Source organism: Pseudomonas sp. FFPRI_1, assembly GCF_055384485.1.
In genome coordinates this window covers 6,904,983-6,921,931 of the sequence record NZ_AP029168.1, presented here as the reverse complement: position 1 = coordinate 6,921,931, position 16,949 = coordinate 6,904,983, and the positions used below count along the sequence as shown (strand labels likewise).

At 60.4% G+C, this 16,949-nt stretch carries 12 protein-coding genes and 1 pseudogene; 10 read left to right on the top strand and 3 right to left on the bottom strand.

What is annotated here, in order from left to right; translation table 11 throughout:
* The first annotated feature begins 27 nt into the window (after positions 1–27).
* The 4 genes from ACZ5BO_RS31070 to nirK all read left to right on the top strand — a co-directional run bounded on the left by ACZ5BO_RS31070 (position 28) and on the right by nirK (position 8,342).
* Positions 28–4,590 (top strand): alpha-2-macroglobulin family protein, encoded by a 4,563-nt coding sequence (locus tag ACZ5BO_RS31070; protein ID WP_464697373.1) that lies wholly within the window; start codon positions 28–30, stop codon positions 4,588–4,590.
* 1 nt (position 4,591) lies between these two features.
* Entirely contained in the window at positions 4,592–6,235 is a 1,644-nt protein-coding gene (locus tag ACZ5BO_RS31065) for a DUF2300 domain-containing protein (protein WP_025129344.1), read from the top strand.
* A gap of 3 nt (positions 6,236–6,238) precedes the next feature.
* The gene (locus ACZ5BO_RS31060) at positions 6,239–7,057 is read left to right on the top strand and encodes a YfaP family protein (protein WP_025129343.1); all 819 of its coding nucleotides are present in this window, start codon (positions 6,239–6,241) and stop codon (positions 7,055–7,057) included.
* Positions 7,058–7,250: 193 nt separating this feature from the next.
* A complete protein-coding gene (gene nirK / locus ACZ5BO_RS31055) occupies positions 7,251–8,342 on the top strand; it encodes a copper-containing nitrite reductase (protein ID WP_464697372.1) in 1,092 nt (363 codons plus the stop codon).
* A 276-nt stretch (positions 8,343–8,618) separates the two neighbouring features.
* Here nirK and ACZ5BO_RS31050 read toward each other — a convergent pair whose 3' ends face one another.
* The 3 genes and pseudogenes from ACZ5BO_RS31050 to ACZ5BO_RS31040 all read right to left on the bottom strand — a co-directional run bounded on the left by ACZ5BO_RS31050 (position 8,619) and on the right by ACZ5BO_RS31040 (position 10,986).
* On the bottom strand, positions 8,619–9,068 hold the full coding sequence (locus ACZ5BO_RS31050; protein ID WP_025129341.1) for a DUF3828 domain-containing protein: 450 nt from the start codon (positions 9,066–9,068) through the stop codon (positions 8,619–8,621).
* Between the two features lie 11 nt (positions 9,069–9,079).
* Positions 9,080–9,451 carry a hypothetical protein gene (locus ACZ5BO_RS31045; protein WP_025129340.1) on the bottom strand — a complete coding sequence of 124 codons (372 nt, stop codon included), beginning with the start codon at positions 9,449–9,451 and terminating at the stop codon, positions 9,080–9,082.
* A gap of 378 nt (positions 9,452–9,829) precedes the next feature.
* A pseudogene (locus ACZ5BO_RS31040) lies at positions 9,830–10,986 on the bottom strand (IS3 family transposase).
* 411 nt (positions 10,987–11,397) lie between these two features.
* Here ACZ5BO_RS31040 and ACZ5BO_RS31035 point away from each other — a divergent pair.
* From ACZ5BO_RS31035 to ACZ5BO_RS31010, 6 genes are read left to right on the top strand one after another with little or no spacing between them, the layout of a single operon-like run.
* Positions 11,398–11,697 (top strand): hypothetical protein, encoded by a 300-nt coding sequence (locus tag ACZ5BO_RS31035; RefSeq protein WP_464697371.1) that lies wholly within the window; start codon positions 11,398–11,400, stop codon positions 11,695–11,697.
* A gap of 38 nt (positions 11,698–11,735) precedes the next feature.
* Positions 11,736–12,737 (top strand): glycosyltransferase family 2 protein, encoded by a 1,002-nt coding sequence (locus ACZ5BO_RS31030; RefSeq protein WP_464697370.1) that lies wholly within the window; start codon positions 11,736–11,738, stop codon positions 12,735–12,737.
* Positions 12,734–13,525, top strand: a complete 792-nt coding sequence (locus ACZ5BO_RS31025; protein ID WP_464697369.1) for a methyltransferase domain-containing protein — start codon at positions 12,734–12,736, stop codon at positions 13,523–13,525. The genes ACZ5BO_RS31030 and ACZ5BO_RS31025 overlap by 4 nt, the downstream gene beginning before the upstream one ends.
* Complete coding sequence (locus ACZ5BO_RS31020; RefSeq protein ID WP_464697368.1) at positions 13,525–13,938, top strand: GtrA family protein; 414 nt, start codon at positions 13,525–13,527, stop codon at positions 13,936–13,938. Before ACZ5BO_RS31025 ends, ACZ5BO_RS31020 begins: the two co-directional genes overlap by 1 nt.
* Entirely contained in the window at positions 13,935–15,200 is a 1,266-nt protein-coding gene (locus ACZ5BO_RS31015; RefSeq protein WP_464697367.1) for an SDR family oxidoreductase, read from the top strand. The genes ACZ5BO_RS31020 and ACZ5BO_RS31015 overlap by 4 nt, the downstream gene beginning before the upstream one ends.
* A complete protein-coding gene (locus ACZ5BO_RS31010) occupies positions 15,201–16,808 on the top strand; it encodes an FAD-binding protein (RefSeq protein WP_464697366.1) in 1,608 nt (535 codons plus the stop codon). It abuts the gene before it with no gap.
* Positions 16,809–16,949 lie beyond the last annotated feature (141 nt).

Sequence of the window (16,949 nt, the reverse complement as noted above, 5' to 3'; positions counted from 1 at the left end):
CTCGCGACGTCTTCACGCGGCTTGCCTATGTCCCGTTTTCTGTTTCGCCTGACCCTGGCCTTGACCCTGCTCACCCCCGTGACCCTGGTCAACGCCGAAGACTCGGTGCCGTCCAGCGACTATGCGGCGGTCTCCGGCGAGAGTTTCTTCCTCCTGGCCGACAGCAGTTTCGCCAGTGACGAACAGGCCATGGTGCGCCTCGAGGCCCCGGGCCGCGACTACCGGCGCTTTCGCATGGAGCCCTATGGCGGTGCGGACATCCGGGTGTACCGGATCGACCAGCCGCTGGACTTTCTCAAGCGCCAGAAGAACCTGCACCGGGTGGTCAGCGACGGCCAGTTCAAGGGCGAGGGCCTGTCCAACACCCTGGCTTACCTGTGGGACAACTGGTACCGCAAATCCCGCCGGGTGATGCAGCGCGCCTTCTCCTACGAGTCGCGCAAGCAGGTCACCGAGCAGGTGCCGGAACTGAAGGTGGGCAACTCCATGCTGGCGCCGACGCCGTATGACGCCCAGCCGCAATTCGCCCTGATCCCGGGGCTGCCCCTGGTGACCCAGTTCCGCTATCCGCTGTGGCAGGCCAAGCCGATCCAGCCGCCGGCCGGGGTGGATCTGTCGGGCTCTTCCAGCCAGTTCATCAACGTTGCTCCGGGCAACGTCTATATCCCCCTGGGACAGTTGAAGCCGGGCCTTTACCTGGTGGAGGCCCTGGTGGGCAAGTACCGCGCCACCACCATGGTGTTCGTTTCCAACACCGTGGCGGTGAGCAAGATCGCCGGCGACGAGCTGCTGGTCTGGGCCGCGGGCAAGCATGAAGGCAACTCGGTGCCCAAGGTCAATGTGCTGTGGACCGATGGCCTCGGCGTGATGAACAGCGGCGCCACCGACGAGCAGGGCCTGGTGCGCCTGAAACACGTCAGCCCCGAGCGTTCCTACGTGATCGGTGAAGACCAGGAAGGCGGAGTGTTCGTCTCCGAGAACTTCTACTACGACAGCGAAATCTACGACACCAAGCTCTACGCCTTTACCGACCGGCCGCTGTACCGTCCGGGGGACTGGGTGTCGCTGAAGATCGTCGGTCGCGAGTTCAAAAATGCCCGGGACTCGGTGCAGCCCGGTGCTGGCACGGTGAATGTCAGCGTGCTCGATGCCGCCGGCACCGCGTTGCAGAACCTGACCCTGAACCTGGACTCCAAGTCCGGTACCCAGGGCCGCTTCCAACTGCCGGACAACGCCGTGGCCGGCGGTTATGAGCTGCGTTTCGGCTACAAGGACCAGGTCTACAGCAGCGCCTTTCGCGTGGCCGAGTACATCAAGCCGCATTTCGAGATTTCCCTGGCCCTGGCCAAGACCGACTTCAAGACCGGCGAACCGGTGAAGGGCAACCTGGTGCTGCTCTACCCGGACGGCAAGCCGGTGGCCAACGCGCGTCTGCAACTGAGCCTGCGGGCCCAGCAACTGTCCATGGTGGACAACGAGCTGCAGTACATGGGGCAGTTCCCGGTGGAACTGACCAGCGCCGAGCTGACCACTGATTCCAAGGGCAGCGCCACCCTCGACCTGCCGGCGGCGGACAAACCGAGCCGTTACATGCTCACCGTGTTCGCCAGCGACGGCGCCGCGTATCGGGTCAAGACCACCAAGGAAATCCTCATCGAGCGTGGCGCCGCGAGCTTCAGCCTCAGCGCCCCGCAACGCTTCAGCGCCGCCGGTGACAAGGTGCAGTTCAGCTACGCCAACCAGAACTCCAGCGAGCAGAGCAAGAACGTCAAGCCGAGCCGCTACAGCTGGGTGCGCCTGGAAGACCAGTCCACCGGCGACGGCAAGCTGGCCGCCGGCGACAGCGGTTTTGCCCTGGCCTTCGAACGCCCGGGTACCTACAACCTGACCTTGAAGGACGAGCATGACCGAGTGCTCGGCGGCACCAGCCACTCGGTCACTGGCGATGGCGTGAAAGCCGTGCCGGGCACCGTGGAAATTGTCCTCGACAAGCTCGAGTACAAGGCCGGCGACGAAGCCCTGGCGTTGATCACCTTCCCGGAACCGGTCAACGACGCGCTGTTGTCCCTTGAGCGGGACAAGGTCGAGGCCACTGCACTGCTGTCCAAGGGCGGCGACTGGCTGAAAGTGGAAAAGCTCAGCCCCACCCAGTACCGCGCACGAGTGCCGGTGAAAGACGGCTTTGCGCCGAACCTGACCTTCTCCGTGCTCTACACCAAAGGGGGCGAGTACAGCTTCCAGAACGCCGGCATCAAGGTACTGACGCCGCAGATCGATGTGGCCATCAGCACCGACAAGGAGAAATACCAGCCCGGCGACATGGTCACCGTGGACCTGTCCACCCAGTTCGCCGGCAAGCCGATACCGGCCCACCTGACGGTCAGCGTGGTGGACGAAATGGTCTACGCCCTGCAGCCGGAAGTGGCCCCGAGCATCGATCAGTTCTTCTATCACCCACGGCGCAACAATGTGCGCACCAGCGCCAGCCTGTCGTTCATCAGCTACGACGTGGCCCTGCCGGGCAGCCCCACGGCTCCGGGCAAGGCCAACCGCAGCGAGCGTGGAGTCAAGGTGCTGGAGCGCCCGCGCCGTGAAGATGTCGATACCGCCGCCTGGCAGCCGGAACTGGTGACCGATGGCAGCGGCAAGGCGCGTTTCACCTTTCGCATGCCGGACTCCCTGACCCGCTGGCGCATCACCGCCCGGGCCATCGCCGACGATGGCCAGGTGGGGCAGAAGAAGCAGTTCGTGCGTTCCGACAAGGCCCTGTACCTGAAATGGAGCGGTCCGACCCGTTTCCGCAGTGGCGACAAGCCGGACCTGGGGGTGTTTGCCTTCAGTCAGTCCGAGCAGCCGGCCAAGGCCGAGTTGGTGATCCATTACGCCGGCGAATCCCAGCGCCTGCCTTTGACCCTCAACAGCGGCATCAACTATGTGGCCCTGCCGGCCATTGCCCCGGGCAATGGCGAGTGGACCGCCGAGCTGATGCAGGGCGGCAAGACCGTGGATGCCCTGGCGGTGCGCCTGGTGAGCAGTGCTGGCGGCTGGCAGGCGGTGCAGACCCAGAGCCTGGACGTGGTCAGCACCAGCACGCCGCTGGGCCTGCCTGCGGATGCCGGCGAGATCCGCCTGCGCCTGGACGACAGCCCGCAGGCGCTGTTCCGTTCGGCCCTGGATGATTTGCTGGAATACCCCTACGGCGGCGTCGAGCAGACTGCCAGCCAGTTGTTGCCGCTGAGCGTGGCCTACCCGGCACTGGCCAGCAATCCGCAGATCCGCGACCGCTTGCGCCTGATGATGCAGAACAGCCGCCTGCGCCTGGTGCACATGGCCGGGCCGGAAGCGGCGTTCACCTGGTGGGGCGAGGATGCCGAGCCGGATGCCTTCCTCACTGCCTATGCCTATTACGCCGACTGGAACGCGAGCAAGGTCATGGACCTGAACCTGCCGCCGGAGCACTGGCAGCGGGTGCTCGAGGTCTACGCCAAGCAGGCCGGCAACACGCCGTTGCTGCAGCGGGCGCTGATCCTGTCCTTTGCCCGTGAAATGAAGCTACCGATCAATACCCTGGTCAGCGGCCTGATGGACGATCTGGCCAAGGCCGGTGCCGGCCCGGACGCCAGCATGGACGACAGCAGCAGTGTCAGCCTGGTGATGGACGATCCGCAATCGGCCCTGGGCCTGGCCAGCGCTCGGGTGCTGACGGCCGCCCTGGCGCGGGAGGCCAAGGTCACCCCGCCGCCGGCGTTTGTCGCGCAACTGGATGCCGCCCAGCAACAGGTCGAGGTCAGTTCCCAGCCCTTCACCCAGGCCTTGAGCCTGTCGTTGAAACCTTTCGACGGAGCGGCGGCGCGAGCCTTGCTGCAACGCCTGCTGCCTTCGCAGTCGACCCTGGAGCGGGCCCTGGCCCTGACCTGGCTGCAGCGCAGTGTGGCGCAGTCGGCACCGGCCGTGGTTCTGAACCCGGGGCAGGGCTGGCAACCGCAGCAGGGTGCCAGCGGTGAAAGCTACTGGCAGTGGCAAGGGCCGCAGGTGCCAAGCGTGCTGACGCTCAATAGCGTGCCGGAGCGTCCGCTGCGGGCTTCGCTGAGCTACCTGAGCAAGCAGGAACCGGGCACGCCGGCACCGGTGAACATTAGCCGTCGCCTGCTGCGCCTGGTGCCAGGGGATGAGGCGTTCACCTTCAAGCTGGAACCGGTGGGCAACAAGCCGATTGCCAGCGACGGGCTGTACCTGGATGAGGTGATCATCGCCAACCAGGGCAATCGCCCGCTGCTGTACGGCATGCTCGAAGTGCCGCTGCCGCCGGGTGCCGATGTTGAGCGCACCACCTGGGGGATCAAGCTGGCCGGGCCTGCGGGCACCGAGGCGGCCTCCCTGGAAAAGGCTCGTTTCGAGCCGGGGCAGATGAGCTACGCGGTACCGCTGGAAGCGCTGAACGACAGCAGCGAAGTGCGCCTGCGCCACCTGATCCGCTTCTCGCAGAAAGGCCAGTTCAACCTGCCGCCGGCGCGCTTCTATCAGGTGTATGCGCCTGAGCACCAGGCTCAGGAACGTACCCCGGCCCTGGGTCAGGTCACGGTCAAATAACATGACGCGGCGTTGGGCCTGGTTGTGCCTGTGTTTGCTTCCTGGGCTGGTGATGGCCCAGGAGGAGCCGTTGCGCCTGGCCTGGAAAGCCGCCCCGGACAGCGAGCTGATGAGCCTGAGCAAGACTCAGGTGCTGGCTCGCGAGCCGTTGCCGGCGGATCTGCAGGCGCCCTTGGGCAGTGTCTGGAAACTCTTCGTCTATGCCTGGCTGGTGGACACCGGTGCCCAGGAGCCGGCCTATGCCTGCCAGGGCAAGTCCAAGGAAGAGGTCTACTGCTGCTCGGTGGGCGCCAGCATCGCCCGGGACCAGGCGCTGGTACGTTCCTGCGGTTTGTATTTCGAGCCCCAGCGCTTGCAACTGTCTGCGGCTGACTGGCGCCATTACTGGCAAGCCCGCAACGCTCCCGGCTGGCTGCAGGACCTAAACCAGCTGCAACCCCAGACTCGGGTCCCGGTGGTGGAGTTGCTGCAGGTGCTGGCGCTGTTGCCGGCCCGGGACACCGCCCGGCGCGTGCTGCTGGACGTGGTGCTCAATGCTGGCGACGGCGCTGTCGTGGGCGCCTTGGGCGGGCGTTTGCGGGTCAAGACCTGGAGCTGGCTGGCGGAACAGGACCCACAGTCGCGCCAGGGTGGCTTTGCCGGCTGGCTAGTGGACGGCACACCGCTGTGGGTGGGCGGGCGCGGCACCAGCCAGCGGGTGTTGAAGGACTACGCCCAGGCCCTGAACCAGGTGCTGCCGGACAACCCGCCTGTGGATAAAGGCCGCTGTGTGGAGGTCAGCCTGTTTTCCCGCTATCCGCTGAAAAGCGTCAGCCAGAACGGCCAACTTGCCAAGCCGGGTGCCTTGCAAGGGGATTACCGGGTGGAGTTTGCCAACGGCAACCAGCTGGATATCCACAGCGCTGGCGAACTCTTTCTGCAGCGTGACCCCGCGGCCCAGCGGCTGGTGGCGCGCCTGGACCGTGAGGAATACGTAGCGCGGGTGCTGCAACGCGAGGCCAGCAGCGAGCCGGTAGAGGCGGCCAAGGCCCTGGCCGTGGCGATTCGCACCTACTTGCTGCAGAACGCCGGACGCAGCGGCGAATGCCTGAGCATCGACGACAGCAGCAACCGTCAGCGGGTCGCGCCGCGTCCGGCCACCGCCGAGGCCCGGGCCATTGCCGCCTGGACCAGCGACCTGGTGCTGGCCGGCACCCAAGTCACCTACCACTCGGACCTGATTGCCCCGGACAAGCTGTCCTGGCAGCAAGCAGTGGAACAGGCCGGTTCGGGCCAGCGTTATGACGCCATCCTGCTGCATGCCTATCCACGGGCCAGCCTCAGCCGCTGGGACAACCCGGTGGCCTCCTGCGAACCCTTGCCCGCGGCCCAGGACTGGTTGCTGAAGCAGCGGCCGCGCTGGCGCCGGCCGTTGCAGCAGGAGGTCGGCTATAACGAAATCAGCCAGTTCGCCGTCTGCCGCCTGAGCTTTGGCCGGCCCTATGTCGACCGCGAACGGCAACGCATCTATGTGCGGGGCGTGCTCTCGCTGCAAGACCGTCTCGACCTGACTCACGAATACCTGCACCTGGCCTTTGAAGCTCATCCCAACGGCCAGGATGAAACCTACATCGAAGGGCTCGCCCGTCATCTTTTATTGGAATAGGCCATGAAATTTCCTGCTCCCCCGGTCCTCCTGTTCCTTTGTGGAATGTTCAGCTTGCCCATGGCCCTGGCCGAGGGCGGCATCCAGCTCGACACCCCCAAGGGGGGGTGGCGCACCCGTGCTATCGATGGCGAACAGTACATTCAGGAGGTCAACTACCCGGCCTCCTCGGTGAATACCCCCCAGGGCCAGGCCGATACCGCGCGCATTCGCGGGCAGATCAAGGGCGCCCCCAAGGCCAGCAAGGAGCCGGGCAAGCTGATCGTCAACGGCGTCAGCATGCCGCTCAAGTTCGATGAACAAGGCAGCTTCGACCGGCCCTACTCCTTCCCCAACGGCAGCAACAGCGTCGAAGTGCGCAGCCCGGACGGCCAGCAGCGCAAGCGCGTGCAGTTTCTCAACAGCGGTGGTGGCGTGACCCCGCCCAAGTTGCGCGTGCTGCTGTCCTGGGACAGCGACAACACTGACCTGGACCTGCACCTGGTGACCCCGGACGGCGCGCACATCTGGTACGGCGACCGGGTGGCACCCAATGGCGCGACTCTGGACGTGGACGTGACCACGGGCTACGGGCCTGAAATCTTCTCCATGCCGGCACCGCTCAAGGGCCAGTACCTGGTGTACGTGAACTACTACGGCGGCGGTTATCGCAGCGATGACGACGAGGATGGCGGCCAGGAAAACGCCGTGCAGCCGCTGACCACGGCCCAGGTGACGGTGATCACCGAGGAAGGCACGGTGGACGAGAAGAGCGAGTCGTTCATCGTGCCGATGCGCGCGCCAGGGGAACTGACCCTGGTGCGCAGCTTCAGCTACCCATGAAGGGTGCGCGCCTCGGACTCCTAGGCCGAGCTGCCAGGCGATCCGGTGACACGGTATTGGAGGACATTGAGGCGTACATGATCGGGGTCAAGGATTTGCCCATGAGGCGCAGCCGTTTATTGCCCTGAGGCAATACGATTTGCCTTCGCTTGCTTTGCAATGAATCACCTTCATTGGCATGGAAACGCAAAGCATGGGAGCTCTTCAATCGTGGTTGAAATGGTGTGTGGTGGCCGGCGGCTGTGCATCCGGTCTGGCGTTGGCGGGTGGTGCCGACGGGCTGCAGCGGGTCAAGGTGGAACTGGTGACCCCTCCCCAGGTGCACGCCCATGAGCAGAGTGTCACCGGGCCGCCGAAGGTGATGCAGTTCCACATGAGTGTGGAAGAGAAAAAAATGGTGGTGGACGAGCAGGGCACCACCCTCCAGGCCATGACCTTCAACGGCTCGATGCCCGGCCCGACCCTGGTGGTGCATGAGGGAGACTACGTCGAGCTGACCCTGAGCAACCCCGCCAGCAACAGCATGCCCCACAACATCGACTTCCATGCGGCTACCGGTGCGCTGGGCGGGGCAGCCCTGACCCAGGTGGTGCCAGGGCAGGAAGTGGTGCTGCGCTTCAAGGCCGACCGCAGCGGTACCTTTGTCTATCACTGTGCACCTTCCGGAATGGTGCCTTGGCACGTGGTGTCGGGCATGAGCGGTACCTTGATGGTGCTGCCTCGCGAGGGTCTGAAGGACCCTGCCGGCAAACCCCTGCACTATGACCGCGCCTACACCATCGGCGAGTTCGACCTGTACATTCCCAAAGACAAGGACGGGCATTACAAGGACTACCCGACCCTCGCCTCAAGCTATCAGGACACCCGTGAAGTGATGCGCACGCTGACCCCGAGCCATGTGGTGTTCAATGGTCGGGTGGGTGCCTTGACCGGTGCCAATGCGCTGACCGCCAAGGTCGGTGAAAGCGTACTGTTCATTCATTCCCAGGCCAATCGCGACAGCCGTCCGCACCTGATCGGCGGTCACGGCGACTGGGTCTGGACCACCGGCAAGTTCGCCAACGCGCCCCAGCGCAACCTGGAGACCTGGTTCCTCCCGGGCGGTTCGGCCCTGGCGGCGCTCTATACCTTCAAGCAGCCGGGCACCTATGTGTACCTCAACCACAACCTGATCGAGGCCATGGAACTGGGGGCCCTGGCCCAAGTCAAGGTCGAGGGGCAGTGGGACGATGACCTGATGACTCAGGTAAAGGCTCCAGGCCCGATAACGCCAGCCAAGCAATAGAGGACGAAACCCGCCACGCCGGGCCTGGGCACAGCAGGGTTGGCGTGGCGGATCGATAATCGCGGCGCGGCCGGGGAGGGGGCTGCAACAGCGCGCAGCGGTACTGCTGCAGGTATTCGGCGATCAGGCACGAGCTACCTTGCGAGGCACCCTGCCGATGGGCCTGCGCACCAAGGTCGTCGCAGCCCTCGGTGCTGAACGCCGGCATCCCTGGCTGGTTCTTCTCAGCGGCCTGCGCCCATGCCACGGCTGGCGCCGTGGCGGGGAAGCAAGGGATCAGTCGCTCTGGTCGGCAGTGGAAATCACTTCGTCGATCTTCCAGCAGCCCTTGTCCTTGATCATCCTTACGTCGACGACCTGGGTGGTATCGGGTGTGTTGCCCAGGGTGACCTGCTCCTTGGCGGTGGAGCCCTGGACCTGGGGGTCGCTGACCTTGATCTGGGTCAGCCACTCATCCATGTAGTCCTGAGCCTTGATGAAATAGTCCTCTTCCAGCCCATCAGGGCTGGCCATCTGCTTTTTGATCTTGGTGATCAGCGAGTCCGATACGTACTTCTTCATCTCCGGCAGGTTGTCAGTCAGCGGGTCCTTGTCTTCGCTGAAAGTTTGCAGGTACCAACTGTAAAAGGCCTGGGTTGCAGGCTTGGGCGAACTGGCGCAATCGGCCAGGGCGACCGACTGGTGCAGCGCGACGGCCGCCAGCAGCGAGCAGAAAAGCATTCTCATGGGGGAACCCCTTACGGATGGCGATAGATTTTGTAGTCAGGTTTCTTAACCCGATAGGAGTGCCCCGGGTAAAAACCATGCAACTGTTTGAAGTCTGACACCCAGAGCGTGCCGTTGAACATCGCCATGTGCCCGTGGGGATGGCCGGGGATGGGTTGGATGATGACCACATCGCCTGCTGCGGGCGTCTGCCCGGCCGGTTGTTCGATAAAACCGGCGGAGGTCAATGATGAGCCGAAGTCCTTGGCCGAGTGCTTCCTGTGCAGAATCACGCCACCCCCACCGGCTTCGATCGCCTGCCGGGTATAGGCGGCGCAGCGCCCGGTGCTGCCCGCATGGGCGTGGCTGTTCAAGTGACTGATAGCGGCTTCTTTATTCCACATTCCCTGTCATCCGTGAGTCCTGGAGAGAGGGGATTTTATTCGGGCTTTGGTCGCGCCGGGAATACTGGCTAAGTGCCTTGTTGTGGGGCTTTGGGCGGTCAGTCACAGTTATTCACCCAGTAGAATAATGAGTCTGATAATCGAGATTGAATCCGGGGGAACCTTGCCCGGTGTTCCAGGCTCTACCAAGCTCAGATGGGTGTTATCAGATGGCGGAAGGCAGGGGGGTTAGGAGGGCAGCTTGTCGTTTTGGATAGCTGATACGGTAAGTGCGGCCTTCCATTCGACTGGCTGCGTCGAGGGGCAGTGATAAGAGGTGGAGCCTTTTATTCAGGTATTCAGAGCTTACTTCCAGCAATCAGGCTTTCACTGTAGTGGTCAACTAATCCCGGACACTGCGTTAAGTTTTTCCTCGGCCACGGCGGGTGCCAGCCCGCTGTTGAATTGATGTGGCCGTTGCCAGTTGTACCTCTGCATCAAAAACGACCGATATCCTGCTGTGCCAGTGATGCGCTCATGTAGCCCACGCTCGGTATCCATTCCGTTTTCAGACTGCGAAACAACCGTTCCATCGGTGCATTGTCGTAGCAGTTTCCACGCCGGCTCATGCTTTGTATGAAGCGATAACGCCACAGTCGTTGGCGAAAGCTTCGGCTGCCGTATTGGCTTCCTTGGTCGCTGTGAAACGGTACATTCTGGGGGCGACCACGCTGTTCATAAGTCATGTCCAAAGTCTTGATTACCAGGTCGGCATCGGACTTCGATGCCCCCAGCCCACTACGCGGCGAGTGAAAGGTCGATTACAACCGCCACATAGTGCCAGCGACCTTCAGCCCAGACATCAGTGACATCACCGCACCAAACCTCATTCGGCGCAGACACAGTGAACTCCCGACCCAGCACGTTCGGAATGCCCGGCCGCTCCACCGTCGCTTTTTTATAGGTATGTGAGCCGGTTTGCTTGCTGATCAGTTCCATCTCGCTCATCAGCTTGCGCACCTTGAATCGCCCAATTTTTATGCCGTTCTCCCGCATCATGCACATGATGCTTCGGCTGCTCGCCGCGCTGCGGCTTTGGGTGAACAGCCCGTTCACACGGCTGCGCAAGATCAGCCGCTCAACGTTCGGAGGTCGACGCTTGCGGCAGTGCGCGTAATAGCAAGATCGGGTGACTTCAACTACCGAGCACAACAGCTCAACAGGTTCTTCAGAGCGAAGCTGATCAATTAACGCGAACGCTCGTGTTCCTCGGCCATCAAGAGTACGGTAGCCTTTTTTAGGACCGATTTTTCCCGTTCCAGCTGATTGATTCGGGCTTCCAGTTCCTGGGTTTTTTGCTGCTCGGGCGTCAACGCTTTGCTTTGCGGAGTCACTCCATTACGCTCTTGCTGAAGCTGGTTAGCCCCGCGACGTAGCGCAGATTCGACAACTCCAAGTGAACGACAGGCTTCGATGTAGCTATAGCCTTGGTCAAGTACGAGGCTTGCGGCCTCTCGTTTGAATTCAGTGGAAAAGGAGCGGCGTTGCTTGATCATCAGACACCTCTATCTGGCGAGCATTCTCGCCAAAATGGGGGGGCCGGAATCATTAGACCACTACATTTGTGTTTCCTGTAGGGAGTGTTGAAGTCCGGAGTAAGGTTTTGCGAAACGTGGCAGATCTGCTCGATAGGAAAACGACCGAACTGATGCTCTGAGGGGGATAGGGCAGAATTACGTGTCTATTCAGTGGTATTTGGGCTTGCGGTTCTTGACATTATTCGAACTGTGACTGGCCAGGAGCAATCATTGTCGGACCTCAGGGTGGGGAGTAAACTCCCATAGAATTTCGAAGTAGTGGTGTGGTGGCGCCTGGATTCTTGTGTCGCCATCCTCTTAAAAAAACGGGCGCCATGGATGGTGCTTTTTGCGTTGTGAGTTAGTTGTTTTCACATTCAAGGCGAGTGGATGCCCAAGCTTAATCGGTCAAACTCAAGTGTTGATGCCAATTCGGGCGATAATTTGTTGAAAGTCCAGCTGGTCAACGAATCAAACTCTTTGGGGGACTTGCCGAGTGCCGACGCAAGTCGGGATGTGAGTATGGGGACCGATCTACCCAACGTGGCGATTCTGTTGCGCATTTATTACGGTCAGCGTTATTTGGCTGAACAATTAGCTTCTTTTGAGGCTCAGAACTATTCCAACTGGCAGGTGTGGGCTTCCGACGAAGGGTCCGAAGACGATACCCGTGCAATACTTGAGGCCTAATGGTCGGTTTCATATTTATAAGCGGATAGATAATTACCATGACGAACGATTTTCAACCAAAAGTTGCAGTGGTGATTCCTTGCTACAAAGTTAAAAGTCATATTTTGAGTGTGATTGGTGGCATCGGCTCGGAAGTGGTGCGTATCTATGCTGTCGACGATTGCTGCCCTGACGGGTCCGGTGATTTCATCGAAGCCAACTGCCAGGATGAGCGAGTGAGTGTTTTGCGCCATGCCAAGAATCAAGGCGTTGGTGGCGCGGTGATGTCGGGTTATAAAGCCGCCATCGAGGACTGCATGGAGGTGATCGTTAAAGTCGATGGCGACGGTCAGATGGACCCAAGCTTGATCCCCGACTTCATTGCTCCGATTCTCGCCGGTGAGGCCGACTACACTAAAGGCAATCGCTTTTTTGATCTGGAAGAGATTCGCGCAATGCCCCGCATGCGCCTATTCGGCAATGCCATCCTGTCATTCATGACCAAGTTGTCGTCGGGGTATTGGGATCTATTCGATCCGACCAATGGCTACACTGCAATTCATGTGGCAGTGGCGCGACACTTGCCATTCAAGAAGATCAGCCAGCGCTATTTTTTCGAGACGGATATGTTGTTTCGTTTGAATACAATCCGTGCAGTGGTCGTAGATGTGCCTATGAATGCGAAATATGTTGATGAGGTGAGTAACCTTAAGATTTCCCAGATCATTGGCGAGTTCTTGGGTAAGCATATCCGCAACTTCAGCAAGCGTATTTTTTACAGCTATTACTTGCGAAATATGTCTGTCGCCTCCATAGAGTTGCCACTTGGATTGCTGTTTCTTGGTTTCGGTCTGGTATTTGGCGGGTACCACTGGATGAGCTCTGCCCAGACCGGCGTGCCTACTCCTGCCGGCACTGTAATGATGTCTGCGCTGCCCATCATTGCCGGCATCCAGTTCCTGTTGGGCTTTGTTGGGTACGATGTGGCTTCTGTTCCCACTCGTCCCCTTCATCGGAATATTCGGAAGCCGGGCGTCAACAACAGTGGAGCAACTGTATGAATTGGCTTGCCGATTGGCTGAGAGACCCAAGTGTCAAGAACATCGACGTGGATGGAGGGGATCGCTTGCTTGTGCATGGCCGCATGCTTGCTCAAAAACCCATGTTGAAAGAGGTCTTCACCGGGTTTCACCACATGTTTGAGCGCCTCGACAAGCAATTCTTGTCGGGTACTGGCGAGCGTGTCGAACTTGGTGCTGGGGTATCACCGATTCGCAATTCCTATCCCGATGTACTGGCGACCGATATTGTTCCTGGGCCTGGGCTGGATCGTGTGCTGGATGCAGAGCAAATGGACTTGCCGGATAGTTCGGTAAGGGTGATTTTCGGCCAGAACTGCTTCCATCACTTCCCCCATCCCAACCGCTTTTTCGAAGAGCTTGAACGGGTTCTGGTGCCTGGTGGTGGGGTGATTCTCCTTGAGCCTTACCATGGACCGTTCGCGGCCTTTCTGTTCCGTCGGATGTTCCATACAGAGGGGTACGACAAGGACTTTCCATCTTGGGAAACCCCTATATCGGGTCCGATGAATGGGGCTAACCAGGCACTGAGTTATATCGTCTTCGAGCGGGACCGAGCCGAGTTCGAGCAGCGTTTTCCGCAGTTGAACATCGTACATCAGGAGGTATGTGACAATTACCTTGCCTATCTTCTATCCGGCGGACTCAACTTCCGTCAGCTGTGGCCCAATTGGGCCAGGCCCCTTCTTTCGCTGATCCAGCGCCTGTTGAAGCCACTGAATCGCTGGCTCGGCCTGCATCACGTAGTGGTCATTCGGAGGGCGGGTTGATGCGTTTCGTGCGCTACTTGCTGGTCCAGGTTCTGGCTTATGGCCTGGATATGGGCGGGTTTGTGCTGCTGTTCACCCATTTTGGCCTTGATCCACTGCTGGCCAACATGGTCAGCAAGATCTTGGCCGGGGTATTCGCGTTCATTGCTCATCGCAGCTTCACTTTCGGTATGGCGGAGGCTGGAGGAACCCTGCAGCAGGCCGTGCGTTACTTTGCAGTACTGGCGCTGAACATCCCTCTTTCGGCACTGGTGCTGAGTGCCATGTTGTGGCTGATTCCAATGACAATTGTTGCCAAGTTCATCGCTGACATCATCTGTGTGTTCTTCAACTATTTTCTGAGCAAGCGATTTATTTTTCAGGGTTGTGATACCCCTAAGAGCAAAGCTGCTGATGACAGGTGCGGACTGTGAGGATCGCGATCACCGGAGCAACCGGTTATATCGGCCAGCGCCTGATCCGTGCTGCACGACTTGCAGGCCATGAAGTGCTGGCCCTGTCACGGCGTCCATTGGATGAGCCCGGCGTGGTTTGGCAGGCTTTTGACTTTTCAGACAAGCTGCCGCTAGCGCTGCCCGAAGACATTGCCATGGTCTTTCATTTGGCGGCCAAAACGCAGCACGATCCTGATGCGGAACAGGATGAGGAGGATGCGGCACAGCGGCTCATCGAGGCGGCTGTTGCTGTGAAAGCCGGTTTTGTTTTTGTTTCCAGTCAGACGGCCCGTAATGATGCGCCTACCGCCTATGGCCGAATCAAGTGGCAGATCGAACGTACGACCTTGGCTGCGGGTGGCTGGGTGGTTCGTCCAGGACAAGTATACGGTGGGCCCGAACAGGGACTATTCGGTCTGCTGTGCAGTTTGGTGAGGCGTCTGCCGGTGCTGCCAGCCTTTATTCCGGCTCCGCTGGTGCAACCGGTGCATGTGGATGATCTTGTGGCTGCGCTGCTTGCCTGCCCGACTCAGGCAAAATCGTCGGTAATGAGCATTGCGGCATCGGAAGGAGTCGGTTTCACCGCATTCTTGCAGGCCATTGCCCGAGGGCGGACCACTCGCCGGCATATCAGCATTCCTGTACCCACCCTCTTGGTCCGTGCAGTGGCCAAGCTGCTCGGAGCGGGCTTGAGCGCAAGGCTCGGCCTGGACCGGCTGCTTTCTCTTTTTGCACTAAGGCCCATGGATACCGCTGACGATCTGCTGCGAGCGTCGATCACTTTGCGCCCGCTTGACGCGGGTATGACTCGCTCTGGGCGTGGGCGGCGAGGGCTCCTTGCCGAAGGACGCGTGTTTTTGGCTTATGTTCTGCGGGATCAGCCTGCGGGCAGCCTGATGCGGCGATATGTCAGGGCCATCGAGACCCTTGGCACGGGGCGTGCTTTATCGCTGCCGGGGCCGGTTCGCCGCATGCCGGTCTTGTTGGGGCTGCTCGATGGCGCGGGAAGTATCGCTGTTGCCTACCGGCGTGAATTGGCTTGGCGTCTTGAGGCTGCCCTGATGGTGGCTGAAGCGAGTCCCCAGGGAGCCTGTCGTTTTCTGGGGCTCAATCGGCCGACCGGCTGGCCGTGGCGAGCTCTGGGTATCGTGAGAGCCGTCTTGGTGGAAGCCATTCGTCGTGTTGTGCAACTTATCTTGTGGCCTTTTTTAACCCGAATTGGGCGGCGAGGAGTGTATTAGATGATTGGACAGTCTCAGGTCGATTTCGACGTGATAATCGTTGGAAGTGGTCCTGCCGGGGTCTCGTCGGCATTTCCTCTGCTCGAAGCCGGGTTGCGTGTATTGATGGTCGATGGGGGAAGCACCGCTCGACTGGCTCCGCCCAGCGGTCATTTTCTTGACCTGCGCCGACATGACACCAGCCAATGGCATTGGATGATTGGGCAGGATTTCCACGCCCTGCGCCAGTCTGATGCGGTCTCGCCCAAGATGCGGGTGCCAACCCATGCTGCTGTTTTCGATGGTTTCGGGGCCGCTAACCGAATAGCTGCGGATGAATTCGTTGCCGTGGGGTCGCTCGCACCGGGTGGCCTGTCCAACGCCTGGGGCTGCGGCGTGGCAAGCCTGACCGATGATGAACTGGCGGCGTATCCGGTAGCGCTCAGCGACATGCGTAGCTCGTACCGAGATGTGGCGATGCGAATTGGCGTAAGTGGCGAGAGGAATGACGATTTATCCGAGTTCTTCGGGCTGGATGAATGGTCGGATGCTCCGGTCGCGCTTGACTCGTTGCATGCAAGCCTGCTCGCGGGTTACCCAAAGCGTCGCAATGCCTTGCGGCAAAGCGGCTTTCATTTGGGGAGATCCCGGGTGGCGGTCCTTACTATGCCGAGAGCCGAGCGTCGTGCATGTGATCGCTCTGGTAACTGCCTCTGGGGCTGCGAGCGCCGTGCGCTTTACTCCGCGACCGAGGATCTGCGGTCCCTGCTTGGTCGACTAGGGTTTCACTACAAATCCGGTTTTGTGGTGACACGAGTCACCGCAAAAGATGGTGGTGTGACTATCGAAGGTACCGATGAGCAAGGGGGCGGAGTAATTCGGGCCCGACGTGTGCTGTTGGCGGCAGGAACGCTGGCATCCACGCGGCTGGCGTTGCAAGCCATCGATCACCGGGCTCCGGTGTCGATGCAGTCCTGTCCGACGGCGGCATTTATGTTGTGGTTGCCCCGTCATCTTGGGCAGGCCCCGGAGGCGGCATTTGGTCTGGGACAGTTGTCGTTCGTTCTGGATCTTGCCCGCGAGGTAAGGGCATTTGGTTCGCTGTTCAATGCCGCAGGAGTGCCCGTCACCGAATTTGCCCGTCATATGCCGTTCGGCAAGCGTTATGGGGTGGATTTACTCACATCACTACTGCCCGCTTGTGTGGTGGGTAATCTGTTCCTTCCTGGAGCGATGACTGATACAAGCCTGAGTCTTGATGCCGATGACCGGCTCATTGTTCGAGGAACCTACCGTGACGAAGTCGCTCCATTGATGAGAGAGGCCCAACGCCTGCTGCGCAAAAGCTTCCGACAGCTGGGCGCGGTGTTGATCCCGACTAGCTTTAAAGTGGGGCTCCCTGGGGCTGATGTTCATTACGCGGCATCCTTGCCGATGCGTGCCAAGCCTGCACTTGGCCAGACTGATCGGTATGGGGAGTTGGCGGGCGTTTCCGGTATTCATGTGGTGGATGGAGCAAGTCTGTCCTCCCTGCCAGCCAAGTCCCACACACTGACAATCATGGCTAATGCAGATCGAATTGGAAAACATCTGGCAAAAATACTGGCGTCAGTTGAGTCTGCTGCTTAGAGCCGAAGGTGCGTGGTTACGATGGTTGTGGCCAAGCCCGACGTTGCGCCAGGTTGGAGGACGCGCTGCTGGGTTTGCGAGTGTGGACGGCTGGAGGATTCTGGCTGCAGTAACGCGCTCAGCCAGTATTTGCAGACGGTC